Source organism: Duganella rivi, from assembly GCF_009857435.1.
GTDB lineage: Bacteria > Pseudomonadota > Gammaproteobacteria > Burkholderiales > Burkholderiaceae_D > Rugamonas > Rugamonas rivi.
On record NZ_WWCK01000001.1, the window covers coordinates 786,401 to 809,971 of the forward strand.

A 23,571-nucleotide genomic window follows, 5' to 3' on the forward strand; every position below is an offset into this window, starting at 1 on the left:
TAGTCGATCGACGCAGTGTAAAGAAAACCGGCACTTTAAAAAATAGAAGATAATTGAAGTATTACTTCGAAAAAGCAGAACCATGAAAACCAGCGGATTGAATTTCAGACACTTGTATTTCTTTTGGATGGTGGCGAAAGAAGGCGGCGTCACGCGTGCGGCAGAGAAGCTGGGACTGGCCGTGCAAACCATCAGCATGCAGCTGGCGTCGCTGGAACAATCGATCGGCAAGCAGCTGCTGGAGCCGCAGGGACGGCGCCTGGTGCCGACCGAGGCGGGCCGCATGGCGCTCAACTATTGCGACCAAATCTTCCTGCTGGGCGACCAGTTGCAAGATGCCTTGGAAGAAGCCGACACCGGCAAGATGCGCCTCACCGTCGGCATCTCCGACTCGCTGCCCAAGCTGATTGCCTACCGCCTGCTGCAAGCGACGCAAACCATGGACACGCAAGTGCGGCTGGTCTGCATGGAAGACGAATTTGAAAATCTGCTGGCCGAACTGGCCTTGGGCAAGCTGGACGTGGTGCTGACCGACCGCACCGTGCGCGCAGGCGGCAGTCTGAAAGTATTCAGCCATTTGCTCGGCGAAAGCGATATGAAACTATTCGGCACACCGAAGCTGGCGCGCAAATACCGCCGCAACTTCCCGGCCAGCCTGGACGGCGCACCGTTGCTGGTGCCGACCCGCAACAACGCGCTGCGTGGCCGCATCGACGCGTGGCTGGTGCGGCATCAAGTGCGGCCGGAGATCGTCGGCGAGTTTGAGGACAACGCCATGCTCAACACCTTCGGCCGCAACGGCCTGGGCTTATTCTTCGCGCCGTCGGCCTTGGCGCAAGACATCGAAGACCAATTCGGCGCCGTGCTGGTCGGCGATGCGCCCGAGTTGCGCGAACACTTCTACGCCATCTCCAACGCCCGCAAAATCACCCACCCGGCCATCGAAGCTATCCTGAATGAAGTGCACTCCGGCCTGTTTGCAACTTAAATCGTTTAAGATGCAGGTTTCAACTACGTAAAACGCCGCTCGGCCCCTATGCAAAACTTCCTGCTTGTCGTTCTCGCTATCTTCTTGGTTGCTTTGAACGGTTTCTTCGTCGCTGCCGAATTCGGTATCGTCACATTGCGAAAAACGCGGGTGCGCGCGATCGCTAAAACACAGGGACTCAAGGGGCGCATCCTCGGCAAAGTACACGGCGAGCTGGACGCGTATCTGTCCGCTTGCCAGCTGGGCATTACGCTGGCCTCGCTGGGCCTGGGCTGGGTTGGCGAGCCGGCCTTCGCCAGCCTGCTGGAACCGCTGCTGACTTTCATCGGCATCACCTCGCCCGAGCTGGTGCACGGCATCGCCTTCGTGTTCGCGTTTGGCGTGATCTCGTTCCTGCACATTGTGGTGGGCGAGCTGGCGCCGAAGTCGCTGGCGATCCGCATGCCGGAAGCGGTCGGCCTGTGGGCCGCGCTGCCGCTGTACGCTTTCTACTGGGCCATGTACCCGTTCATCTACCTGCTCAACGCCAGCGCCAACATGGTGCTGGGCCTGGCCGGCTTGTCCGGCAAGGGCGGCCACGACAGCCACTACTCGGTGGATGAGCTCAAGCTGATCCTGCGCACCAGCCAGCCCGGCGAAAAATTCAACCAGGACGAGCGCAACATCCTGGCCCACTCGCTGGACTTCAGCGATCTGTCGGTGTCCGACCTGATGCGCCCGATTAACGAGGTGATCAGCCTGCACGCCACCCGCTCGCTCAACGACAACCTCGACACCATGCTGCGCAACCGCTTCAGCCGCTATCCTTACTACGACAAGGATGGCGATACCGTGCTGGGCGTGGTGCACTTGAAGGATTTGTTCTTTGCCATGCAGTCCGGCAAGCCGATTACCGACCTGGTGCCGTTCCTGCGCCCGGTCGAGACGATTTCGGCCCGCACCCCGGCGCTGGAACAGTTCCGCCGCTTCCGCGACGGCGCGCCGCACTTTGCGCTGATCGGCGAAAAGGGCAAGCGCCCGGTCGGCTTCATCACGCTCGACAATCTGCTCGGCGCCATGGTCGGCGAAATCCACGACGAATTCCGCCTCAACGAAAACGACTGGCTCAAGCAGCCGGACGGCACCCTGATCGGCAAGGCCAGCCTGCCGATCTTCTCGCTCGAACGCACGCTCGGCATCGACATCGAAAATGAAGAACTGGGGCTGGAAGAGGTAGAATCGGTGGGCGGCCTGATTATGCTGAAACTGGGCGACATCCCGAAACAGGGCCAACGCATCAGCTTCCGCAGTTTTGACATCGTCGCCAAGAAAATGAACGGTCCGCGCATCCTGCTGGTCAAGGTGATCCCGAAAGACGATACCGAGGACAACGCCGACCAGGATTGACCGGCGCCCCAGCAGCGCCACGGAGGAGACATGCTAGTCCGGCTTATTCTGTGTGGCGCCCTGCTTGCGTTGAGCGGCACGGCCGCCGCCGAAACCAATACCCCTTGCGGCCATCTGCGCGGCGCGTTCTACGAATACGGCGCGCTGTATTACAAGGCCGCCGACGGCAGCTGGACAGGCATCGACAAGGACGTGGTCGACGAGGTGGCGCGCCGCCTCGGCTGCACCATCGATCCCAGCACCGACTCGCGCGTGCGCATCTGGGCCGGCCTGAACGGCGGCAGCATCGATTTGTCGGTGTCGGCCATGTCGACCCCGGAGCGCGAGAAATTCGGCCGCGTGATTCCCTACCTCTCCGAGCGTAACTACGTGTTGCTCAACAAGGATGTCAGCCCCAGCATCCGCAGCATGGAAGATTTCCTGGCCGCACCCGGCATCAAGATCGGCGTCATCAAGACCTTCCGCCATGGCAAGGTCTACGATGCGTGGCTGGAGCGCTTGCGCGCGCAGGGCCGCGTCTACGAAGCGCCCGACTACGAGGCCATGCTGCGCCTGTTCAAGGTGGGCCGCGTGCAGGCAGTGATGGCGATCAGCACCGGCTGGTATCCGCTGATCAAGCAGGAACAGATGGCCGGCAACTACCGCATCATGGACTGGGCGCCGCCCAAGGATGCGGTGGTCGGCGGCTTGATCCTGTCGCGCCAGCACGTTGACGAAGCGCTGGCGGCGCGCTTCAGCCACGCCATCCGCGCCATGCGCGAAGACGGCACGCTCAAGCGCATCTTCGAGCGCCATCTCGACGCTGAGCTGGCAGCCAGGCTGCTGAACTTCTAAGCCGCGCCGGCAGTCCAGTTGCGCAGCAGGCCGAGGCCGACCGCCAGCAGGGTCGGGCCGATGAACAGGCCGACAAAGCCGAACGCCAGCACGCCGCCCATCACGCCCAGCAGCACCAGGATGAACGGCAAGCTGGAGCCACGCGAGATCAGCATCGGCTTGACCACGTTGTCGACGCCGCTGATCACGAACATGCCCCATACCAGCATGAAGATGGCCCAGCCGGTGCTGCCCTGGTTGAACAGCCAGATAGTAGCGCCGCCCCAGATCAGCGGCGGCCCGACCGGAATCAGCGAGAACAGGAAGGTGGCGACCGACAGCAGCGCCACCGCCGGCACGCCGGCAATCAGGAAGCCCACCGCCGCGACCACGGCCTGCGCCAGCGCGGTGCCAAGAATGCCGTACATCACGCCGCGCACGGTGCGGCTGACGGTGTCGGCCACGCTGACACTCTGCTCGCCGATCAGCTTGTCCATGCCGCTGGCCAGCGCTTGCAAAATCGCTTGGCCATCGCGGTACAGGAAGAAGCTGACGAACACCGCAAGGCTGACCTGCGCTACGCCGCTGCCCAGCACCATGCCGCCGCCCAGCAGCACGCGGCGGCCCGGTTCCAGCATGTTCTTGGCGGCGTTGAGCAATTCCTCGCGGCTGTGCAGCAGCTTGCCGAGGTAGGTGTAGGCGGCCTCGCCGACGACCGGGATATCCTTCAGCCAGCCCGGCGGATCGAGCGTGCCGCTGCCGAGACCGGCCTTCACTTGGTCGTAGAGGCCGGAGGCGTTATCGGCGATATTCCACGTCACCAGCGTCAGCGGCACGATGATAAGCAGCGTCAGGCCGATGCTCATCACCAGCGCGGCGACGGTGCGGCGCTGCTTCAAGCGCGCCAGCAGGCGCAGGTACAGCGGCCAGCTGGAGATGGTAATGGCGGCGGCAAACAGGATGGCGGCCAGGAACGGCCGCAGCACGATCAGGCAGCCGATCACCAGCAGGATGATGGCGGCGAGGCGGGTAAAGGGCTGGAAGCGCTGCTGCATGGGATCAGCCCAGCAACAGTTTGAGGTCATGCACGGCCGGCGCTACGCCCTGGCCGGAGCGCAGCAGCAGGCGCAGCTTGCCTTCCTTGTCGAACACGTAGCTGGCGGCCGTGTGGTCGACCGTGTAGCCATCCTTGGTGCTGCCCGGCACCTTGTTGTACATCACCTTGAACTCCTTGGCGACGGCGGCGGTCTGCTCCGGCGTGCCATACAGGCCGATGAAACGCTTATCGAAGGCCGGGACATACTCGGCCAGCAGCTTCTGCGTATCGCGCTCGGGATCGACGGTCACGAACAGCACCTGCACCTGGTCGGCTTGCGGGCCGAGCTGCTTGAGCACCTCGGTCATTTCCGCCATGGTGGTTGGGCACACGTCGGGGCACTGGGTATAGCCGAAGAACATCACCACCACCTTGCCCTTGAAGTCAGCCATGGTGCGCGGTTTGCCGGTATGGTCGGTGAGCGCAAAGTCCTTGGCAAACGAAGCGCCGGTCAGGTCGGTACTCTGAAACGCCACCTTCGGCGCCTCCCCCTTCTTCTCGCCGCAGCCGGCCAACAGGGAAACAGCAATCAAAGCAAAGGCGAGAACTTTTTTCATCAGCATGGATCTTTCGGTTGAACTTGTTGAGCTTGAACTTAGTCTAAGCAACATGATACCGCTAGAGGAGGCCGTCATGGACGAACAGGACGCGAAAGAAAAAATCCGCATCGCCATCCGCGAATCCAAATACGTTTGGCGCACACCGATCAGCCTAGTCAGGGAAACAAATATCCCCTTGGAAACGGTACTCATCTTGCTTGAAACAAGCGGCAGCTTCTTACGAGCCTACCGTACCAATGCACAAGGACGGTCCGTCTTTACCACCAGAGAAAAATACCTAGCCGATTCAGCTTGGAAGCGGCTGTGGCTAGATGCGTTCGCAAACAAAATCGGAGTATAGCCGCTTAGATTTTGATGTAGTGATCGACCAGCAGGGCGAGGAACAGGAGGCCGAGATAGATGATCGACCAGGCGAAGGCTTTGCGGGCGATCAGGTCGGTGTAGTGGCGGTAGATTTTCCAGGCGTGGCGCAGGAACACGGCGTTCAGGATGATCGCGCTGACCAGGTAGATCAGGCCGCTCATTTGCACCGCGTACGGCATCAAGGTGGTCGCGGCCAGGGCGATCGAGTACAGCCAGACGTGGAATTGGGTGAATTTCATGCCGTGCGTGACCGGCAGCATCGGCAGGCCGGACTTGGCGTAGTCATCGCGGCGGTACAGCGCCAGCGCCCAGAAGTGCGGCGGCGTCCAGACGAAGATGATCAGCACCAGCAGCCATGCCTCCATCGGCACGTCATTGGCGACCGCTGCCCAGCCCAAAGCCGGCGGCATCGCGCCCGACAGGCCGCCGATCACGATGTTCTGCGGCGTCGACGGTTTCAGGAACATCGTGTAGATAATCGCGTAACCGAGGAAGGTGACAAAGGTCAGCCACATGGTCAGCGGATTGACCAAGGTGTACAGCACCCACATGCCCGCGCCGCCGATCACCAGCGCAAACACCACGGTCTGCGAGACCGAAATATTCCCCAGCGCCATAGGACGGCGCGCGGTACGCGCCATGCGCGCATCGATTTCGCGCTCGGCCAGGCAGTTCACAGCAAACGCCGCACCGGTCAGCAGCCAGATACCGACCGTCGCGTACAGCACCAGCGACAGACTCGGCAAACCTTCCGCGGTGCCAAGGAACATGCCGATGACGGCGCAGAACACGGCCATCATGGTGACGCGGGGTTTGGTCAACGCCCAAAATTGCGAGGCGCGGCTCTGAGATTTGCTGCTAACGGTTTGCGTGGTCATGTGAGGTACTTAAATCAATGCCGTACCGTCGACGTGGGAGGATGCGAAGCGCTCGAAGCTGCCTTTTTTGCAATGTCGTACTGGTACTTAGCCTTGTAGTTTAACATGGTCAGCAAAAGTACCAGCAGCGCCGCCCCGGCGTTATGCAGCACGGCGATGGTCAGCGGGAAGCTCAGGTAGATGGTCGCCACACCGGTCAGGATCTGCGCACCCAGCGTCAAAGCGATGTTGCGGGCGGTGTTATGCAGCACGTCATGGCCCCAGGCGCGCCACGCCGCGTAGCCCGACACCAGCGCCACGATGAAGCCGAAGTTGCGGTGCACCCAGTGGATGGCGGTCAGCGCCGAAAACGGCAGGTAGTGGCCGGCCGCCGTCTTGCCCAGCTCGCGCCACAGGGTGAAGCCGTGTTCAAAATCCATCTCCGGGATCGCCTTGCCACCGCACAGCGGGAAGTCGGTACAGGCCAGGGTCGCGTAGTTGGTGCTGGTCCAGCCGCCGAGAGCCAGTTGCACCAGCAGCAGCGCCGCCGCCACGCCGGCCAGCACGCGGATATTGCGCATGGCCGGCGGCGAGGCGCTGACCACGGTGCGCGGCGCGTGCAGATGGTTCTGGCGGCCGCCGTACCATACCAGCAACGCCAGCAAGCCCATACCCAGCAGCAAATGGATGGTGACGATCACCGGTTGCAGTTTCAAGGTCACCGTCCACGCGCCAAACGCACCCTGCAAGCAAACGAAAAAGAATAAGGCCGTCGGCAGCCAAGGCGCGTATTCGGCGCGGCTGCCTTGCGATTTGCTCCACTGATACCAGGACTGCGCCATCATCGCCACGATCAGCACGCCGATGCACATGGCGAGGTAGCGGTGGATCATCTCGATCCACGCCTTGACCACGGTCACGGGACCGGTAGGCATCAGCGTTTCCGCAGCCACAATCTGCTCATGCGCCAGGAATGGATTGGCAGCGCCATAGCAGCCCGGCCAGTCCGGGCAACCGAGGCCGGAATCGGTCAGGCGCGTGAAAGCGCCAAACACGATCAGGTCAAACGTCAAAAACACGCTGACCCACACCAGCTTGCGGTACTTATTGGCGTCCGACGAAGTCCAGACGATGGCAGCCGGCAGCAGCGCAATCAACAGCGCCGTGATGGCCATTTGAGCAAGAGTGAGATGCATACAATATTTAACCTATGGCCGAAGCCTTCAACAATTTCGCGATGTCCTTATGGACCCGCTTGACCTTCTCGATATCGCTGGACACCGCGCCTTTCGGGAAACGCATCATCAAATTGCCCAGCGGGTCGATCAAATACACATGATCGGAGGCCCGATCCGCCGCGCCCTCTTCGAGCGGCAGCCACTTCTCCAGCACCGCGGCAGGCGCGCGCAGCATGCGGGTGCCGTCGTTCACGCGCAGCAGCATGGTTTCCAGTGGCTGATCGTCCGTAATCATCCACACCCGTTCGATGCGCTCCATCTCCTTGCCCTGCATGGTGCGCAGCTGGCGCATGGCGAACAGCTGGTCTTGGCACTCCTGCTGGCAGTCGGACGGCCCTACCTTCAGCATAATCCACTTGCCCTTGAAATCCTCCAGCTTGGCCGGCTTGCCGTCCAGCGTGGTGCTGGCCATGGCCGGAATCGGATACTGGCGCGGATCGATCAGCGCGCCGAAATTGGTCACGCCGCCCTTGGGTTTAATCACGTAATAGGTGAAGTATGACGCAATCAGCGGCGCCGCGCACACGGCCAATACGGCAAACAGCTTCCAGCGGCCACGTTGTTGCTTACTTGTTTTTTCCACGTCTGAATCCATTCGCTACAAAAAAGATAACCGCCATCGCCGCCAGCGCGTACCACTGGAAGGCGTAGCCCTGATGTTTTTCCACGCCCAGCGACGGCGCAGGCCAGTCGCGCACCATCTGTGCATCGTCGCCGGCAGGCTGGGCTGGAGCGCCCTGCTCCACCACAAACGGCTGCATGGTCAGGCCGCTATCCTTGGCCAGTTGCAGCGGATCGGCGTTTTGCACGATGGCGTTGGGCGCCAGCGGCGGCGCATCGCCCAGCTGCATCACGTGGCCGGCGTTGAGTCGCGCCACGCCTTGCAGCGTGACCGTGCCTTCGGGCGTGGCATAGTTGGGCAGCTTGTCGCGCACGGCCGGATCGCGCGGCAGCCAGCCGCGCGCCACCAGTACGTGCATATTCGAACCCGATATTTTAAACGGCATCAGCAGATAGAACCCTGCCCGCCCTTGATATGGCCGATTGTCGAGATAAACCGGCCAGCCGCGCACGAACTCGCCGTTGAGAGTGACGCGGCGGTAAACCACCGCATCAGCCGCCAGCGGCGCACCGCTCAGTTCCAGCGGCGCGGCTTGCGCACCTTCGGCCAGCTTGGCTTGCAGCGCGATTTTTTGCTCGGCGCGGCGCGATTGCCAATTGCCGAGTTGTACGCCCAAGGCCACCACCAGTACCGTAGCCACGAAAGGAATCAATTTAAAGCGGAACACCATTACAATGGAACCTCGATCAAATCGCCACTCCCTAAAGACATGAAAATTGCCGTCGCCATCGCGTTCATCCTGATCCTCGGCAGTCTGGGCGCGGCGTTCTTTTTCCTGATGCGCGACAAAGGCCGCAGCAACAACACCGTGCGCGCGCTGGCGGTACGCGTGGCCTTGTCGATCACCCTGTTCCTGCTGATCCTGCTGGCCTACCGCATGGGCTACATCCACCCGACCGGCATCCGCGCGGGATAACGGGTTGCTCACCATGAGTACTCGTTGACGCTTACCTATCAGTCCTGAAAAGCACCCCTAACGAAAGGGTCTGACCCCGTACGGGGTCAGACCCTGGCCGCAGCGGTTTGCGGGTTGGGTTGGTGCCGCGCGCGATTTAGGCAACAAGCAACGTCAGCCCCAACAAAAAAGCCGCACCGGAGTGCGGCTTTTGTGTCTCTGGATATTACAGCCAGTAGACCACCACGTACAGGCCTAACCAAACCACGTCGACGAAGTGCCAGTACCAGGCCGCGCCTTCAAACGCGAAGTGGTGATCCGGCGTGAAGTGGCCGCGCAGCACGCGGTACAGCACCACCGACAGCATGATCGCGCCCATGGTCACGTGGAAGCCGTGGAAGCCGGTCAGCATGAAGAAAGTGGAACCGTAGATGCCCGAGGTCAGTTTCAGGTTCAGCTCAGTGTAAGCGTGATGATATTCGTAGGCCTGGAAGCCCATGAACACCGCGCCCAGCAGAATCGTGGCAAACAGCCAGATCGCCGTTTGCGCGCGATGGCCGGCACGCAGCGCGTGGTGCGACAAGGTCAGCGTCACGCCCGAGGTCAGCAGCAGCGCGGTATTGATGGTCGGGATCGGGAACGGCCCCATGGTCTTGAACTCTTCCACCGTGCCCGCCGGGCTGGCGCCGCCCCAGTGCGCAGCGAAGTCCGGCCAGATGAACTTGTGATCCAGATCGCCCAGCCACGGCATGGTGATGGTACGCGCGTAGAACAGCGCGCCGAAGAACGCGCCGAAGAACATCACCTCGGAGAAGATGAACCAGCCCATCGACCAGCGATACGAATGGTCAATCCGCTGGCTGTACAAGCCGCCTTCGGATTCCTTGATCGCATCGCCGAACCAGAAGTACAGCACCACCAGCGTGAAGGCGATGCCGATCAGATTGGCCGCAGGGCCCCAAGGTGCATCATTCACCCAGCCGGAAGCACCAGCCATGGTCAGCAGCAAGGACAAGCCCGCCAGCAGCGGCCAGCGCGATGGGCCCGGTACGAAGTAGTACGGTGCGGCGCCGCCGTGTGTATGTGTGGAACTCATCTTCATCTCCCTAATCAACTTTTATTTAGCTACTACGAGTTTGACGATAGTTATCAGTAATCCTATGAACACAGCCACCGCCAGCAAGGCCGCGATGATGATGTGGAACGGGTTCAAGCCCTGCTGGTCCTCATCAAAATCACGCTTGCGGCGCAGGCCGACAAACGACCACAGCACAGCCTTCACCGAATACAGGAAGCCGGGCTTTTTGCTCATTTAATTGGCCGCCGTCTTGACCAAGCCGCCGCCCACTTCAAAGAAGGTGTACGACAGCGTGATCGTTTTTACGTCCTTCGGCAGTTTCGGATCGATGTAAAACACCACCGGCATCTGCCGTGCTTCATTGGCCTTCAAGGTTTGCTGCTTGAAGCAGAAGCATTCAACTTTTAAAAAATACGGCGTCGCATTTTGCGGCGCGTAGCTTGGGATGGCTTGCGCATTCATCTCGCGCTTTTGCGTGTTGACCACTTCGTACATCACCGTGGTCAGCTCGCCCGGATGCACCGTCATGCTGTTGACCGTGGGCCGGAAGCGCCATGGGCCTTGCGCATTGCCGTCGAATTCGATGGTCACGCTGCGGGTTTTATCCACCTGCGTGTTCTTGTCGAATTCGACCGTGCCATCCTTTTGCGTCAACACGTTCAAGCCCAGCGCTTCGCAGATCTGGCGGTAGAACGGGTTGAGCGCATAGGCAAAGCCGAACATCAGTACCGCGAAGATCGCCAGCTTGCCCAGTAACGCGCGATTACCCATATCAGCTCAGCCACATCCGTTTAACAAACACCGACACGAAGAAGAACAAGGCCAGCCCGCCCAGAATCAGGGCGGTGCGCAAGTTATTCGGCTTAGGTTGGCCGCTCATGATTATTTGAACTGTGGCGGGGTTTCAAAGGTGTGGAACGGCGCCGGCGACGGCACAGTCCACTCCAGGCCTTCCGCGCCTTCCCATGGCTTGTCTTCCGCTTTCTTGCCGCCGCGGATGGTCGGGATGATCACGCCGAACAGGAAGAACACTTGCGACAGGCCGAAACCGAAAGCGCCGATGGTGGCAATCATGTTGAAGTCGGTGAACTGCGCCGAGTAGTCGGCGTAGCGGCGCGGCATGCCGGCCAGACCCAGGAAGTGCATCGGGAAGAAAGTGATGTTGAAAGTAATCAGCGACAGCCAGAAGTGCGCCTTGCCCATGGTCTCGTTGTACATGTGGCCAGTCCATTTCGGCGACCAGTAGTAGAAACCGGCGAACAGTGCGAACAGCGAGCCGGCCACCAGCACGTAGTGGAAGTGCGCCACCACGTAGTAGGTGTCTTGCAGCTGGATGTCGATCGGGGTCACGGCCAGGATCAGGCCGGTGAAGCCGCCGATGGTGAACACGAAGATGAAGCCGACGGCAAACAGCATCGGCGTTTCAAACGTCATCGAACCGCGCCACATGGTGGCGATCCAGTTGAACACTTTCACGCCGGTCGGCACCGCGATCAGCATGGTGGCGTACATGAAGAACAGCTGCGAGGTCACTGGCATGCCGGTGGTGAACATGTGGTGCGCCCACACGATGAACGACAGGATCGCGATCGACGCGGTGGCGTACACCATCGACGCGTAGCCGAACAGCTGCTTGCGTGCAAACGCCGGCAGGATCTGCGAGACAATGCCGAACGCCGGCAGAATCATGATGTACACCTCTGGGTGGCCGAAGAACCAGAAGATGTGCTGGTACATGACCGGGTCGCCGCCGGCGGCCGCGTTGAAGAAGGTGGTGCCGAAGTGGCGGTCGGTCAGGGTCATGGTAATGGCGCCTGCCAGAACCGGCATCACAGCGATCAGCAGGTAGGCGGTAATCAGCCAGGTCCAGCAGAACATCGGCATCTTCATCAGGGTCATGCCAGGCGCGCGCATGTTAAGGATGGTGACGATGATGTTAATCGAGCCCATGATCGACGATGCGCCCATCAAGTGCATCGCGAAAATACCCATGTCCATGCCGGCGCCCATCTGGGTCGACAACGGCGCGTACAGGGTCCAGCCTGCAGCAGTCGCACCGCCCGGCACCAGGAACGAAGTCGCCAGCAGCAGCGCTGCCGGTGGCAGCAGCCAGAACGAGAAGTTGTTCATGCGGGCGAACGCCATATCGGACGCGCCGATCTGCAGCGGGATCATCCAGTTGGCGAAGCCAACGAAGGCCGGCATGATGGCGCCGAACACCATCACCAGGCCGTGCATGGTGGTCAGCTGATTGAAGAACTCCGGCTGGAAGAATTGCAGGCCCGGCTTGAACAGCTCGGTACGGATGCCCAGCGCCAGCACGCCGCCCGACAGCAGCATGACGAAGGAGAACCACAGGTACAGCGTGCCGATATCCTTGTGGTTGGTAGCGAACAGCCAGCGCGACAGACCATGCGGATGGTCGTGTGCGTGGTCGTGATCGTGTGCGTGATCCAAAGTGCTCGTGCTCATGTGTAACGCTCCTGATTACTTACGGGCAGCCAGGACTTCGGCTGGTTGAACGATGTTCTCGGCGGCCTTGTTCGACCAGCTATTGCGGGTGTAAGTAATCACAGCCGCGATATCCGTATCCGACAGTTGCTTCCAAGCTGGCATTTCGGCAGGATATTTCCCGCTCTTCTTACCGTGCAGCAGAACGTTGATTTGTTCGGCCTTAGGACCATTCACAGCTTCCGAACCATCGAGCGGCGCGAAGGCAGCCGGCACACCCTTGCCGTTGGCCTGGTGGCAAACCACGCAGTTGGTGTTGTAGACTTTTTCGCCCTTGGTTTTCAGTTCGTCGATGGTCCAGACCTTGTTTGGATCATCGGCCAATGCGGCCATTTCTTTCTTCTTGCCGTCGACCCAGGTCTTGTACTCGGCATCGGTTACCACACGCACCACGATAGGCATGAAGGCGTGCTCCTTGCCGCACAGTTCCGAGCAGTAGCCGCGGAAGGTGCCGGTGTGTTCGGCCTTGAACCAGGTGTCGCGCACGAAGCCCGGAATCGCGTCTTGCTTGACGGCGAAGGCCGGGATCGACCACGAGTGGATCACGTCATTGGCGGTGGTGATAAGGCGGATTTTGCGGTGGACTGGCACGACAACCTCGTTGTCGACTTCCATCAGGTAGTTGTCGCCGCGCTTCTCAGTTGGCTCGAAGCCCGGTGCGCCCACTTGCGCGCGCGGGGTGGACAGGGTGGACAGGAAGCTGATGCCCTCGCCTTCGCCCTTGAGGTAATCGTAGCCCCACTTCCACTGCATGCCGGTGACCTTGATGGTGATGTCGGCGTTGGAGGTGTCCTTCATGCCGACCACGGTGCGGGTGGCAGGCAGCGCCATCCCGATCACGATCAGGAACGGCACGATAGTCCACGCGACTTCAACGGCGGTCGATTCGTGGAAAGTGGCCGGCTTGTGGCCCAGCGACTTGCGGTGCTTGAAGATGGAATAGAACATCACGCCAAACACTGCGATGAAGATGACAAGGCAGACGCCCATCATCCAGTTATGCAGGCTATAAACTTCGGTGGCGATTTGGGTGGCGGGAGGTTGCAGGTTCAGTTCATTGGCGATTGGTCCGCCGGTGCCGCCGGTGGCTGCGGCGTAGGTGCCAGTGCTTGCTGCGGTCTCAGCTGCCCACGCCGGCAATCCTGCTGCCAGCATCGACAGTCCGAGCATCAACGCTTGAAGTCGCTTCGCATGTTTCATGTTTTCCCCAACTGCCCAAGAAATTAAAATAATTTTTTTAACGTCTTACCGGCTATCGGTGAACTGAACCGGCGACGCTCCTTAAACAACTCACGCCGGCCTGTTCGTACTGCTGAGGAACAACCCTGGCGCTCGATTCTGCTTAATTCAACTGCTCGTTCGTGCTCGATGTAACCTGATTTCGCCGGGGGTCGCGGGTTTATAGCTGGCGACGTGACATGCTGGCAAAATTAGTGAATGATTATATAGAACAAAAACGATGCACATCAACAAATAATCGATTTCACAACTATCGTGTTGCCAGCGGCCTTACGCCGCATGGCAACATGAAATCCACTCTTAGCGCGGCTTGCGCGGCGGATCAAAACGGATAATGGCTTCGCCCTTGGAAGTCACCTTCGGGGCAGGCCGGAAGGCGTGACCGTAGATAACTTCAAAGGTCAGGCCGAGTTTCCCATCGGAACGACGACCGCGTTCCAGCGACTCCAGCATGCGCTGCCAGGCGGCCTTGCCCATCATGCTGCGGCGCAACGTTGTCAGCGGATTACCGCCCAGTGCGCGTACGTCTGCCAGCAACGCTTGTGGCGTTTCATAGGTCACCGTGATGGTTTCCATGTCCAAAACCGGGGTGGAAAAACCGGCTTCAACCAGCTGATCGCCGAAATCGTGCATATCGACGAAAGGCAACACATGCGGCGCGAGGTCGGCTTCGGCAAACGCATGGCGCAGCTCGCGCAGCGAGTCCGGGCCGAAGGTGGAAAACATCAGCAAGCTATTCACGCGCAGCACGCGGCGCCACTCGGCAAACACGCGGTCCGGCTGCGGGTGCCAGTGCAAAGCCAGGTTAGACCACACGAGGTCCAGCGAGTTCGGGCCCAGCGGCAGCTCGGCAAAATCGCCGCACAGCAGGTCGACGCCACTTTTCGACGGCAGCAACTTGCTGATCAGCTGATTCAGCGAGGAAGACCTGGGGCCCGGCGCCTGGGCGGCGTGCAGCATGGCTTCGGCGGCGTCCAAACCGAGAATCTGGGCGGCGGGATACGATTTTTGCAACAAGGGCAAATCGGCGCCGGTTCCGCAACCGGCGTCCAAAACGCGCTGAGGCGCTATTTTAATCAATTCCAGCCGATCGAACATGCGCGAAGATACTTCACGGCGCAGGAAATCGGCGGGCGCGATGCGTTCAGGGCGGGAAAACAGCTTGCGCACGCGTTCGAGGTCGATCGGGGCGCTGAGTTTAGGGGGATTAGCAGGGACTTGCATGGTGAAGAGTCGTTGTAATGCGATAATGTCGGCAGTGTACATGGTTGCACGCCATCGCGACGACGGCCGGGCCGGTTTTCATAGCGGGAGCGTGGCATGAATGGCAAGATAAATCGAACGGCAACACGCCCAGCCGGGCTGCGCGAACTGCTCCGCCGCAGCGCCGGTGCGTTGCTGGCGCTGCTGCTGCCGAACGACTGCGCCCTATGCGGCGGCACCAGCATCGACGCGCTTTGCCCCGGCTGCAACGCCCAGTTCTTCGGTCCCGCCGCCGCCATCGCCCGCTGCCCCCGCTGCGCCAACCCGCTACCGGGAACCCCGCAGCCTGAGCATTCAGGGTCAGCTCTGTCATTCGGACACGAGCTCGGCGGTGGGCCGCAGGGAAAGTCGGGGTCAGTTCTGCCAATCGCACACGGCCTCGGCGGTCAGCTGTGCGGCAGCTGCCTCGCCAGCCCACCAGCGTTTGACCGCACGCTGGTCGCTGCCGATTATGCCTTGCCGGTCGACCAGCTGGTGTTGCAGCTAAAATTCGGCCACCGCTTGGCGCTGGCCCCGCTGTGCGCCCGCTTGCTGCGCGACGCCGTGCTGTCCCAACCGGACTACACGCTGCCCGCCCTGCTGTGCCCGGTGCCGCTGGGGCCGCGCAGGCTGGCCGAGCGCGGCTACAACCAGGCACTGGAAATCGCCAGACCGCTGGCGCGCAGCATGGGCGTCGCCCTGCACGCGCAACTGGTGGTGCGAGTCCACGAAACCGCGGCCCAGAGCAGCGTCGCGCCCGAGCAGCGCCGGCAAAACATCGCCGGCGCCTTTGCCGTGCCGGACGCCGCACTGGTGGCAGGCCGCCACATCGGCGTCGTCGATGACGTGATGACCAGCGGCCGCACCTTGAACGAACTGGCGGCAACGCTAAAGCGCCACGGCGCGGCGCAAGTGAGCAACCTGGTGTTTGCCCGTACGCCGCCGAATTGATTTAAAAAGGAAAACAGCATGTTCCACGTAGTCTTGGTTCACCCAGAAATCCCGCCGAACACCGGCAACGTCATCCGCCTGTGCGCCAACACCGGCGCGCAGCTGCACCTGATCGAGCCGCTGGGCTTCCCGCTGGAAGACTCCAAGCTCAAGCGAGCCGGCCTCGATTACCACGAGTACGCGCGCATGAAAGTGCACAGGAACTGGGAAGCGTTCCTGGCCGAAGTCCAGCCCGACCAAAGCCGCATGTACGCGATGACCACGCACGGCAGCTCACCGTTCGGCCAATGCGTCTTCCAGCCGGGCGACGTGTTCGTATTCGGCTCCGAAACCGCCGGCCTGCCGGTAGCGCTACGCGAAAGCTTCCCACCAGCCCAGCGCATCCGCCTGCCGATGCGCCCGGACAACCGCAGCATGAACCTGTCCAACACGGTCGCTGTGGTTGTGTTCGAAGCGTGGCGCCAAAACGGCTACGCCGGCGGCGCCTGAAACGTATTGAGGCAGCTCAAAGATCCTGTGCGCGTGTCCGAATGACAGAGCTGACCCTGAATTGCGGGCGCGCATGCAGCCACACCGAGCCCGACACACCGGCAATCAGCAGCACAATCGCCATCAGCTCCAACGGGCGAGGCGCTTGGTGCTGATACAAGAAACCGTACAGCAGCCCGAACAAGGTTTCGAATAGCAGTAGCTGCCCCGACAGGGTCACCGGCACGCGCCGGCTCGCAATATTCCACAGCTGATTACCGATCACCGACGCGCCCAGCGCGACTATCGACACCACGCTCCAGAAACGCAGCCAATCGCGCACGGCGCCACTCTCGCCCGGCCCGCCGGCCCAGCCGCATGCATAAGCCACAACCGCCATCAGCAACGCCACCACGCCGGTACTCAAGCCATACAAGCCCGACCACGCCGCGCCACTGAAATGCGGATTGCGCTTGAGGAAGCGCGCGTTGTCCACCGCGTACCAAGTCCAGCACAGCAGCGCACCAAACGCACACAGCATGCCCAGTGCGACCTGCGTCCACGCCGCCTGCCGCGCGGCGGCATGCGTGAACACGTCAACGTTGATACACACAATCCCCGCCACCACCAGCGCCAGCGGCCAAACCAACTGGCGCAATGGCAGCGCGCCATGATCGCGCCGTCCCAGCAAGGTCACGCTCAACGGTAGCAAGCCGATAATCAGGGAGGCCGCCGCCACACCGGCCAACTGCACGCCAGTCGATAGCAGCAAGTAGTAGACGATATTCCCCGCCAGCGCATGCCGCAGCAGCACCCGGCAATCGTCGCGCGTTAGCCGGCGCAGCAGGCCGCTCAAACGCGGCATCATCAGCACCAGGGTAATCAAGCCATACGCCAGATAGCGCCCCAGCGCCAGCTCCACCGGCGAGAACTCCGCCAGCCAGCGCGGCATAACAAAAATCATGCCCCAGAAGGCACCGGCCGCCAGGCCGCACAAAACGCCATACCACATAACAGTCTCCTTTCGGGAGACAGTGTGGCGGCACGCGGCCATTAAAGATTGTGCAGGACTAGCGCATTTTTGTCTGATTCTGCTGTCGATACGCCAGCGGCGTGATATCCATGGCGCGCCGCATCGCATGCGTCAGCGCGCTTTGATCGGCGTAGCCGGCCAAGATGGACAACTGCGCAATCGGCAACGATGATTCCACCAACTGCCGGCACACGAAGCGCAGACGCATCGCATTCAGCCAAGCCAGCGGCGTGGTATCCAACTCCTCGCGGAACACGCGATGCAGACGGCTCACGCTCAAGCAAGCCACTTGCGCCATGCTCTCGGTATTCCACGCGCGGCCGGGCGCCGCTTCAAACTGCGTCAGCGCCGCTTGCAGGCGCGATGCAGGGCGCAACGGCTGCCTGGTCACCGATTCCAGCAGCAACGGCGTCCAATTCGCCAGCACGCCGGCGCTGGCCGCGCCCTGCTCCTGCAGCAGGCCCATGAAATCGATCAGCTTGGCGGTGGCCGCACTAACCGGCGCAAACGGCCGCGCCGCCAGCAAGCCCGCCGTCTCGTCAGGCACGGCAGCCAAATCAAAATCCAAAATCAATGAGGCGTTGGGCTCGTGAGAAAACTGCGTATGCACCAGCCCCGGTGCAATGAAGGCGGCCCGCAGCGGATGCAGCAAGTCGCCTTGACCATTGATGTCCAAGGTCAGCTTGCCGCGCAACGGTAAAACCATCTGAGCGAAATCGTGCGCATCCGAGAACGGATCGTCGTAGCTGCGCAAATCGATTTCGGTCGCGCTCATCGCCGCGCGCCCCACACGGCCAGCAGCGCCAGCAAGCCCGCGCCCAGTAAGCCGACCAGCACAGTAGTCCCGGCCATGATGGCAGCCGGATTCCGCAAACCTGAAAACTCGGCCGCAAACGCCAGCACGACCGCCGTCACCAGCTGCGCCGGCAGCACAAAGCGCAAATTGCGGAAGGCCCACGGATTCTGACGCAGCCAATATTTGCGCGCGACCATCAGCGGCGGCCCCCACAACGCCAGCAGGAACGCCAACACCGCCACCAAGATCAGGATGATCCTCATTTGAACGACCGCACCTTGGCCAGCAACTTGGTCGTCGAGCGGTCATGCTCGAAGTCGATCGCCACCGCCTCGCCGCCGTAAGCGATCACCGCTTTGCCTTCCGGGATAGCATCCATCTGGTAATCGCCGCCCTTGGCGTAGATTTCTGGACGCGCTTCCTGCACCACTTCCAGCGCAGTGTCCTCGTCAAAGTCCACCACCAGGCTGACCGACTCCAGCGCCGCCAGCACCGCCATGCGATCGCCGCAATTGTTCAGCGGCCTATCATCGCCCTTGCCCAGCCGCTTGACCGACGCATCGGTATTGGCCGCCACCACCAGCGACGCGCCCAGCGCGCGCGCCTGCGCCAGATAGGTCACATGGCCGCGATGCAGAATATCGAACACGCCGTTGGTCAGCACCACCGGCTTCGGCAGCGCCGCCACGCGCGCAGCCAATTCGGCGCGGGTACAAATCTTGTCTTCAAATTGAGGCATAGTTAAGTCTTAGGTTCTTCGTCTTCAGTTTTTTCTTCTTCGATGCTTAAGGCACCAAACGCGCTACCGCCCTCGCCCGGCTCCGGCCGGCCGCCGTGCAGCTTGATCTGCAAGCGCAGGCCATTGGCCGAATCGGCATTACGCAGCGCTTCTTCGTAGGCGATATAGCCCTTATTATAAAGTTCATACAGCGCTTGGTCGAAAGTGCACATGCCAAGCTCGCGCGACTTGTGCATGATTTCCTTGATCGCCTGGAAGTTCCCCTTGAAGATCATCTCGGCAATCGTCGGCGTATTGAGCAGGATTTCAATCGCCGCCTTGCGCCCCTTGCCGTCCTCGGTGCGGATCAAGCGCTGCGACACAATCGCCCGCAGGTTCGACGACAAGTCCATCAACAGCTGGTTGCGCCGCTCCTCCGGGAAGAAGTTGATGATGCGATCCATGGTCTGATTGGCGTTATTCGCGTGCAGCGTGCCAAGGCACAGGTGGCCGGTCTCGGCAAACGCAATCGCGTGCTCCATGGTTTCGGTGTCGCGGATCTCGCCGATCAAAATCACATCCGGCGCTTGCCGCAGCGTGTTCTTCAGCGCGTTATGCCAAGAGCGCGTATCGACGCCGACCTCGCGGTGCGTAATCAAGCAGCCCTTATTCTTGTGCACGTACTCGACCGGATCTTCCACCGTGATGATGTGGCCGGCCGAATTGGCGTTGCGGTAATCGATCATCGCCGCCAGCGTGGTCGACTTGCCGGAACCGGTACCACCGACCACCAGCACCAGGCCGCGCTTGGTCATGATGATGTCCTTCAGCACCTCCGGCAGCGCCAGCTTTTCCAGCGATGGAATCTCGGACGCAATCGTGCGGATCACCATCGCCACGTTCTGCTGCTGCACGAAGACGTTGACGCGGAAGCGGCACACCTCCGGTAGCGAGATGGCAAAGTTGCATTCCAGTTCAGACTCGAACTCGGCCTGCTGCTTCTCGTTCATGATCGACAGCGCCAGCGCGCGCGTCACGCTGCCGGTGAGCTTCTGCTGGCTCAGCGCCTTCATCGCGCCTTGCGATTTCATACTCGGCGGGAAATCAGCCGAAATGAATAAATCGGAGCCGCCGGTGTGGTGCATCACCTTGAGCAGCTTGTGCAGATAAGCCTGCGCTTCTTCAGGACCAAATGTGGAGGACATACATCGCCTTTCAAGAATACGCTGCATTATAAAGACAGCATTCCGCTACAATAGCTCAACTTGGCGTTCCTATATTGCATCCCAGCATCGCCTGTGTTCAAATAACTTCATGACACTGACCGAACTGAAATATATCGTCGCCGTTGCAAGGGCGAAGCACTTCGGACACGCGGCCGAAGCATGTTACGTCGCCCAGCCGACGCTCTCGGTCGCCATCAAGAAACTCGAAGATGAATTGGGCGTCGTCCTGTTTGAACGCGGCGGCGCTGAAATCTCGGTCACCCCGCTGGGCGCGCAAATCGTTGCCCAGGCCGAGCGCGTGCTGGAACAAACCGCCGCCATCAAGGAACTCGCCAAGCAGAACAAGGATCCGCTGGCCGGCCCGCTGCGCCTTGGCGTGATCTATACCATCGGCCCGTATCTGCTGCCGCCGCTGGTCAAAGGCATGATCGACAAAGTGCCGCAGATGCCCTTGATCCTGCAAGAGAACTTCACCGTCAAGCTGCTGGAAATGCTGCGCCAGGGCGAGCTTGATGCCGCCATCATGGCGCTGCCGCTGCCGGAACACGGTATGGCGATGCAAGTGTTGTATGACGAACCGTTCGTGGTCGCCATGCCGTCGGCCCACCCATGGACCAAGCGCAAGAGCGTTCCCGCTGACGATTTGAAAACCGAAAATATGCTATTGCTTGGTAACGGACACTGCTTCCGTGATCAGGTACTGGAAGTATGTCCCGAGATGGCGCGTTTCTCTGCGCCGGGCAATGGCATGCAGCGCACCTTTGAAGGCTCCTCGCTTGAAACCATTCGTCACATGGTGGCCAGCGGCATCGGCCTGACCGTGCTGCCGCGCGCCTCGGTGCCGGACATGGACACCAAGGAAGGCATGCTGCAATTCCGCCCGTTCGACGAACCGGCGCCGTCGCGCCGCGTGGTGATCGTGTGGCGTAAAAGCTTCACCCGCAAGGCGGCCATCGATGCCGTGTGCGAGGTGGTGGCGTCCTGCAACCTGCCCGGCATTACTACCCTCTGCGCCGACGAATGACGGGCTTGGCCGGGATTTGCGATAATTACCGCTTTCCTGTTATCCAACGTCGCATATGACCAAGCTGCAGCTCTACCTTCGCCTGATCCGGGCAGACAAACCTATCGGCACCGTGTTGCTGCTGTGGCCGACCCTGTCGGCGATGTGGATGGCATCCGGCGGCGTGCCGGATTGGCACTTGCTGCTCATCTTCACGCTCGGCACGTTCCTGATGCGCTCAGCCGGCTGCGCAATTAACGACTACGCCGATCAGGACATCGACAAATTCGTCAGGCGCACCGCCGAGCGGCCTATTACCAGCGGCCGTGTCAGCGGCAAGGAAGCGCTGGCGATTGCCTTGGTCTTGACCCTGATCGCCTTCTGCCTGATCCTGCCGTTGAATGCGCTGACCAAGCAGATGTCGGTAGCGGCCGTGATCCTTGCCGGCACCTACCCGTACTTCAAGCGCTTCTTCGCCATCCCGCAAGCCTATTTGGGCATCGCTTTCGGCTTCGGCATTCCGATGGCGTTCGCGGCGATCCATAACCATGTGCCGCCAGTGGCGTGGATGCTGCTGATCGGGAACGTATTCTGGACGCTGGCTTACGATACCGCGTACGCCATGGCCGACCGCGAAGATGACCTGAAGATCGGCATCAAGACCTCCGCCATTACCTTTGGCCGCTACGACGTTGCCATCATCATGCTGTGCTACGTGCTGCACTTGTCCATCGTCCTGGTGTGCGGCTGGCAGCAAGGCTTGCGCACCTGGTTCCTGGCTGGACTGGCGGTGGCTGCGGGTCTGGCCATCTACCACTACACCCTGATCCGCAACCGCGAGCCCGGCCCTTGCCTGTACGCCTTCCGCCATAATAACTGGCTAGGCGGCGCTATCTTTGCAGGCGTAGTGCTAGATTATGCACTGCGCTAAGCACGATAGAGACGAGGTCATCATCATGGAACAGACTCCACCCAACGACAAAGCAGAAGCCCAGGCCGCCGCCGGCAACGTGCGCGACCGCCTGATGGACGATCTCCAGCACATCATCAGCGAAGCCGAGAAGTGGCTGGACGATAGCGCCGACACCCCAGAGGCCAGCGAAACGCGGATGCGCTTTGACGACGCCCTGCGCACCGCCAAGAGCGACCTGCACAAACTGGAAGACAGCTTCCTCGCCCACAGCCGCGTCGTGGCCGACAGCGTCAACCTCTACGTTCAGGAGAATCCATGGAAAGCCGTCGGCATCGGCGTTGCCGTGGGCGCCGTGATCGGCATGCTGCTGGCGCGCAAATAGCGTCCCAAAACATTGCCAACATGCTATCCTGCGCTGCATAACAGTAGCGGAGAGATGGGCATGCACGCGATACAGTCTCGAATGAAATACCTGCGCAATGCCGAGGCGTTTTGCGCGTTTTTCCTGCCATTGGTTTTCTGGCTGGACTGGCGCAAGTCCGAGCAGCCGGTGGCGTGGGATCTGCGCATCGCGGCGACCGCGCTGATGAGCTACATCCTGCTGCAAGGCGCGCTGTACTGGGGGCTGAAGCTGCAAGCCTTCGCCGGGCACCGGCCCCTTCCCGCTTACTTCCAGCAGCTCTACACCACATTCAAGTACTCCAACGTGATCGCCATCGGCGCCGTGCTGGCGTTGGTCGCCAGCCGCAGCGCGGCAGTCACCAGCGCGGACTTGGGCTGGACCGGCTGCGTGCTCGCGCTGGTGATCGCGGAGCAAATCAACTACTACCACTACCAGCTGATGTACGACACCCGCGCCGCCTTCGCCTACCTGCGCCGCAATGGCCGCCTGCGCGAAGCCGCCCTCGCCCTCGACCTCAAACGCTGCAAAACGACTAGCGCCTGAACAAATTACGGCGTCAGCCGCGATGGGTTTCTACGAGCGTGGAAAACCGCCAGCACAACGAGCCGCTTAGGCTCGACACGAAAATAGATTGAGTAGGGAAACCGGTGCAAGGATATGCGACGGATATCGGACTGGGTGAGTGGATAGCGCAGGGGATGCGCCGCAGCCAGTTTAACCACGCGGGTCATCTCGGCGTAAAACCTCGCTCCTAAGCCTTTGCGCTGCCCCTCGTACCAATGAACCGCATCGACGACATCCGCCGTCGCTGCCGGATCAAAGGTGATCGGCAAAGTCATTTGCGCAAACTGTTCTCAACTGCCGCAGTGACTTCCTCCAGCGACATAACGTTGTTCGGGTTTGCCAGGTGACGTTGATGACGTCGTTTTAGCTCCTCTTGTTGCGTCTGGGTCGGTGGCGGCACCGATTCGCTGTCGACAATCGCATCCCAAATTGCCTCGGCCAGCGCGATTTGGTCGTCAACTGGCAACGCTTTTGCCTGCGCCAATAAATCTACTTTCATCATGGGCCTCCACATCGAAAGTTCAGTCTATCACGCAACAGAAAGCTTGCAACTTGCGCAAAACATACTGTTATACTCGATTCATAAAAATCAAAATTTGGGGAGACTG

Annotated in this window: 31 protein-coding genes; 11 read left to right on the forward strand and 20 right to left on the reverse strand. The window is 60.8% G+C overall.

Translation table 11 applies throughout. From position 1 onward, the window contains the following. Nucleotides 1-82: 82 nt before the first annotated feature. Genes nhaR through GTP45_RS03605 form a run of 3 tightly spaced genes read left to right on the forward strand, consistent with a single transcriptional unit; the run spans nt 83 to nt 3,208 of the window. A complete protein-coding gene (nhaR, locus tag GTP45_RS03595) occupies nt 83-988 on the forward strand; it encodes a transcriptional activator NhaR (protein ID WP_161012490.1) in 906 nt (301 codons plus the stop codon). Between the two features lie 48 nt (nt 989-1,036). Beyond that, nucleotides 1,037-2,374, forward strand: a complete 1,338-nt coding sequence (locus GTP45_RS03600; protein WP_161012491.1) for a hemolysin family protein — start codon at nt 1,037-1,039, stop codon at nt 2,372-2,374. A 30-nt stretch (nt 2,375-2,404) separates the two neighbouring features. Beyond that, nucleotides 2,405-3,208 carry a substrate-binding periplasmic protein gene (locus GTP45_RS03605; protein WP_161012492.1) on the forward strand — a complete coding sequence of 268 codons (804 nt, stop codon included), beginning with the start codon at nt 2,405-2,407 and terminating at the stop codon, nt 3,206-3,208. On the opposite strand, the gene GTP45_RS03610 is transcribed toward GTP45_RS03605, so the two are convergent. Both GTP45_RS03610 and GTP45_RS03615 read right to left on the reverse strand, forming a co-directional pair. Then, nucleotides 3,205-4,242 (reverse strand): AI-2E family transporter, encoded by a 1,038-nt coding sequence (locus GTP45_RS03610; RefSeq protein ID WP_161012493.1) that lies wholly within the window; start codon nt 4,240-4,242, stop codon nt 3,205-3,207. The two genes, GTP45_RS03605 and GTP45_RS03610, sit on opposite strands and share 4 nt — an antisense overlap. 4 nt (nt 4,243-4,246) lie before the next feature. Beyond that, nucleotides 4,247-4,840, reverse strand: a complete 594-nt coding sequence (locus tag GTP45_RS03615; protein ID WP_161012494.1) for an SCO family protein — start codon at nt 4,838-4,840, stop codon at nt 4,247-4,249. A gap of 76 nt (nt 4,841-4,916) precedes the next feature. Here GTP45_RS03615 and GTP45_RS03620 point away from each other — a divergent pair, with 76 nt between their 5' ends. Continuing rightward, entirely contained in the window at nt 4,917-5,183 is a 267-nt protein-coding gene (locus GTP45_RS03620; RefSeq protein ID WP_161012495.1) for a hypothetical protein, read from the forward strand. 4 nt (nt 5,184-5,187) lie between these two features. On the opposite strand, the gene cyoE is transcribed toward GTP45_RS03620, so the two are convergent. Genes cyoE through GTP45_RS03640 form a run of 4 tightly spaced genes read right to left on the reverse strand, consistent with a single transcriptional unit; the run spans nt 5,188 to nt 8,599 of the window. Next, a complete protein-coding gene (gene cyoE / locus GTP45_RS03625; protein ID WP_161012496.1) occupies nt 5,188-6,084 on the reverse strand; it encodes a heme o synthase in 897 nt (298 codons plus the stop codon). A gap of 14 nt (nt 6,085-6,098) precedes the next feature. Continuing rightward, nucleotides 6,099-7,259 (reverse strand): COX15/CtaA family protein, encoded by a 1,161-nt coding sequence (locus GTP45_RS03630; RefSeq protein ID WP_166454513.1) that lies wholly within the window; start codon nt 7,257-7,259, stop codon nt 6,099-6,101. Nucleotides 7,260-7,266: 7 nt separating this feature from the next. Next, entirely contained in the window at nt 7,267-7,896 is a 630-nt protein-coding gene (locus GTP45_RS03635) for an SCO family protein (protein WP_161012497.1), read from the reverse strand. Then, nucleotides 7,868-8,599 carry an SURF1 family protein gene (locus tag GTP45_RS03640; RefSeq protein ID WP_161012710.1) on the reverse strand — a complete coding sequence of 244 codons (732 nt, stop codon included), beginning with the start codon at nt 8,597-8,599 and terminating at the stop codon, nt 7,868-7,870. Before GTP45_RS03640 ends, GTP45_RS03635 begins: the two co-directional genes overlap by 29 nt. Nucleotides 8,600-8,632: 33 nt before the next feature. On the opposite strand from GTP45_RS03640, the gene GTP45_RS03645 reads away from it, so the two are divergent. After that, nucleotides 8,633-8,839 carry a twin transmembrane helix small protein gene (locus tag GTP45_RS03645; RefSeq protein ID WP_161012498.1) on the forward strand — a complete coding sequence of 69 codons (207 nt, stop codon included), beginning with the start codon at nt 8,633-8,635 and terminating at the stop codon, nt 8,837-8,839. A 205-nt stretch (nt 8,840-9,044) separates the two neighbouring features. Here the strand turns inward: GTP45_RS03645 and GTP45_RS03650 are convergent, their stop codons facing one another. The 7 genes from GTP45_RS03650 to GTP45_RS03675 all read right to left on the reverse strand — a co-directional run bounded on the left by GTP45_RS03650 (nt 9,045) and on the right by GTP45_RS03675 (nt 14,870). Then, nucleotides 9,045-9,914, reverse strand: coding sequence for a cytochrome c oxidase subunit 3 (locus tag GTP45_RS03650; protein ID WP_161012499.1), 870 nt, complete (start codon nt 9,912-9,914; stop codon nt 9,045-9,047). 21 nt (nt 9,915-9,935) lie between these two features. After that, entirely contained in the window at nt 9,936-10,130 is a 195-nt protein-coding gene (locus tag GTP45_RS03655) for a DUF2970 domain-containing protein (RefSeq protein ID WP_161012500.1), read from the reverse strand. Beyond that, nucleotides 10,131-10,667: a cytochrome c oxidase assembly protein gene (locus GTP45_RS03660; RefSeq protein ID WP_161012501.1), complete on the reverse strand. Its 537-nt coding sequence runs from the start codon at nt 10,665-10,667 to the stop codon at nt 10,131-10,133. 1 nt (nt 10,668) lies between these two features. Further along, nucleotides 10,669-10,776: a cytochrome oxidase small assembly protein gene (locus tag GTP45_RS28340; RefSeq protein WP_217363287.1), complete on the reverse strand. Its 108-nt coding sequence runs from the start codon at nt 10,774-10,776 to the stop codon at nt 10,669-10,671. A 2-nt stretch (nt 10,777-10,778) separates the two neighbouring features. Beyond that, nucleotides 10,779-12,368, reverse strand: a complete 1,590-nt coding sequence (ctaD, locus tag GTP45_RS03665) for a cytochrome c oxidase subunit I (protein ID WP_161012502.1) — start codon at nt 12,366-12,368, stop codon at nt 10,779-10,781. 15 nt (nt 12,369-12,383) lie between these two features. Next, nucleotides 12,384-13,607 (reverse strand): cytochrome c oxidase subunit II, encoded by a 1,224-nt coding sequence (coxB, locus tag GTP45_RS03670; RefSeq protein WP_161012503.1) that lies wholly within the window; start codon nt 13,605-13,607, stop codon nt 12,384-12,386. A gap of 339 nt (nt 13,608-13,946) precedes the next feature. Continuing rightward, complete coding sequence (locus tag GTP45_RS03675; RefSeq protein ID WP_161012711.1) at nt 13,947-14,870, reverse strand: methyltransferase domain-containing protein; 924 nt, start codon at nt 14,868-14,870, stop codon at nt 13,947-13,949. Nucleotides 14,871-14,966: 96 nt separating this feature from the next. On the opposite strand from GTP45_RS03675, the gene GTP45_RS03680 reads away from it, so the two are divergent. Further along, nucleotides 14,967-15,839 (forward strand): ComF family protein, encoded by an 873-nt coding sequence (locus GTP45_RS03680; RefSeq protein WP_161012504.1) that lies wholly within the window; start codon nt 14,967-14,969, stop codon nt 15,837-15,839. Between the two features lie 18 nt (nt 15,840-15,857). Beyond that, on the forward strand, nt 15,858-16,328 hold the full coding sequence (gene trmL, locus GTP45_RS03685; protein WP_161012505.1) for a tRNA (uridine(34)/cytosine(34)/5-carboxymethylaminomethyluridine(34)-2'-O)-methyltransferase TrmL: 471 nt from the start codon (nt 15,858-15,860) through the stop codon (nt 16,326-16,328). Nucleotides 16,329-16,344: 16 nt separating this feature from the next. Here trmL and GTP45_RS03690 read toward each other — a convergent pair whose 3' ends face one another. The 5 genes from GTP45_RS03690 to GTP45_RS03710 are packed head-to-tail and all read right to left on the reverse strand — an operon-like array spanning nt 16,345 to nt 20,059. Then, the gene (locus tag GTP45_RS03690; RefSeq protein ID WP_161012506.1) at nt 16,345-17,319 is read right to left on the reverse strand and encodes a DMT family transporter; all 975 of its coding nucleotides are present in this window, start codon (nt 17,317-17,319) and stop codon (nt 16,345-16,347) included. Nucleotides 17,320-17,377: 58 nt separating this feature from the next. Next, the gene (locus tag GTP45_RS03695) at nt 17,378-18,115 is read right to left on the reverse strand and encodes a helix-turn-helix transcriptional regulator (RefSeq protein WP_161012507.1); all 738 of its coding nucleotides are present in this window, start codon (nt 18,113-18,115) and stop codon (nt 17,378-17,380) included. Next, the gene (locus GTP45_RS03700) at nt 18,112-18,399 is read right to left on the reverse strand and encodes a hypothetical protein (RefSeq protein ID WP_161012508.1); all 288 of its coding nucleotides are present in this window, start codon (nt 18,397-18,399) and stop codon (nt 18,112-18,114) included. The genes GTP45_RS03695 and GTP45_RS03700 overlap by 4 nt, the downstream gene beginning before the upstream one ends. Continuing rightward, nucleotides 18,396-18,875: a D-glycero-beta-D-manno-heptose 1-phosphate adenylyltransferase gene (gene rfaE2 / locus GTP45_RS03705; RefSeq protein WP_161012509.1), complete on the reverse strand. Its 480-nt coding sequence runs from the start codon at nt 18,873-18,875 to the stop codon at nt 18,396-18,398. The genes GTP45_RS03700 and rfaE2 overlap by 4 nt, the downstream gene beginning before the upstream one ends. 2 nt (nt 18,876-18,877) lie before the next feature. Further along, the gene (locus tag GTP45_RS03710; protein ID WP_161012510.1) at nt 18,878-20,059 is read right to left on the reverse strand and encodes a PilT/PilU family type 4a pilus ATPase; all 1,182 of its coding nucleotides are present in this window, start codon (nt 20,057-20,059) and stop codon (nt 18,878-18,880) included. A 109-nt stretch (nt 20,060-20,168) separates the two neighbouring features. Here GTP45_RS03710 and GTP45_RS03715 point away from each other — a divergent pair, with 109 nt between their 5' ends. From GTP45_RS03715 to GTP45_RS03730, 4 genes are all read left to right on the forward strand, one after another. Continuing rightward, nucleotides 20,169-21,104, forward strand: coding sequence for a hydrogen peroxide-inducible genes activator (locus tag GTP45_RS03715; protein ID WP_161012511.1), 936 nt, complete (start codon nt 20,169-20,171; stop codon nt 21,102-21,104). 55 nt (nt 21,105-21,159) lie between these two features. Next, nucleotides 21,160-22,014, forward strand: coding sequence for a 4-hydroxybenzoate octaprenyltransferase (ubiA, locus tag GTP45_RS03720; protein ID WP_161012512.1), 855 nt, complete (start codon nt 21,160-21,162; stop codon nt 22,012-22,014). A gap of 25 nt (nt 22,015-22,039) precedes the next feature. Beyond that, a complete protein-coding gene (locus GTP45_RS03725; protein ID WP_161012513.1) occupies nt 22,040-22,378 on the forward strand; it encodes an ElaB/YgaM/YqjD family protein in 339 nt (112 codons plus the stop codon). A gap of 81 nt (nt 22,379-22,459) precedes the next feature. Beyond that, nucleotides 22,460-22,942, forward strand: a complete 483-nt coding sequence (locus GTP45_RS03730; protein ID WP_161012514.1) for a hypothetical protein — start codon at nt 22,460-22,462, stop codon at nt 22,940-22,942. 5 nt (nt 22,943-22,947) lie between these two features. On the opposite strand, the gene GTP45_RS03735 is transcribed toward GTP45_RS03730, so the two are convergent. Together GTP45_RS03735 and GTP45_RS03740 are read right to left on the reverse strand one after the other, a co-directional pair. Next, a complete protein-coding gene (locus GTP45_RS03735; protein ID WP_161012515.1) occupies nt 22,948-23,238 on the reverse strand; it encodes a type II toxin-antitoxin system RelE/ParE family toxin in 291 nt (96 codons plus the stop codon). Beyond that, nucleotides 23,235-23,465 carry an addiction module protein gene (locus GTP45_RS03740; protein WP_217363289.1) on the reverse strand — a complete coding sequence of 77 codons (231 nt, stop codon included), beginning with the start codon at nt 23,463-23,465 and terminating at the stop codon, nt 23,235-23,237. Before GTP45_RS03740 ends, GTP45_RS03735 begins: the two co-directional genes overlap by 4 nt. Between the last annotated feature and the right edge of the window lie 106 nt (nt 23,466-23,571).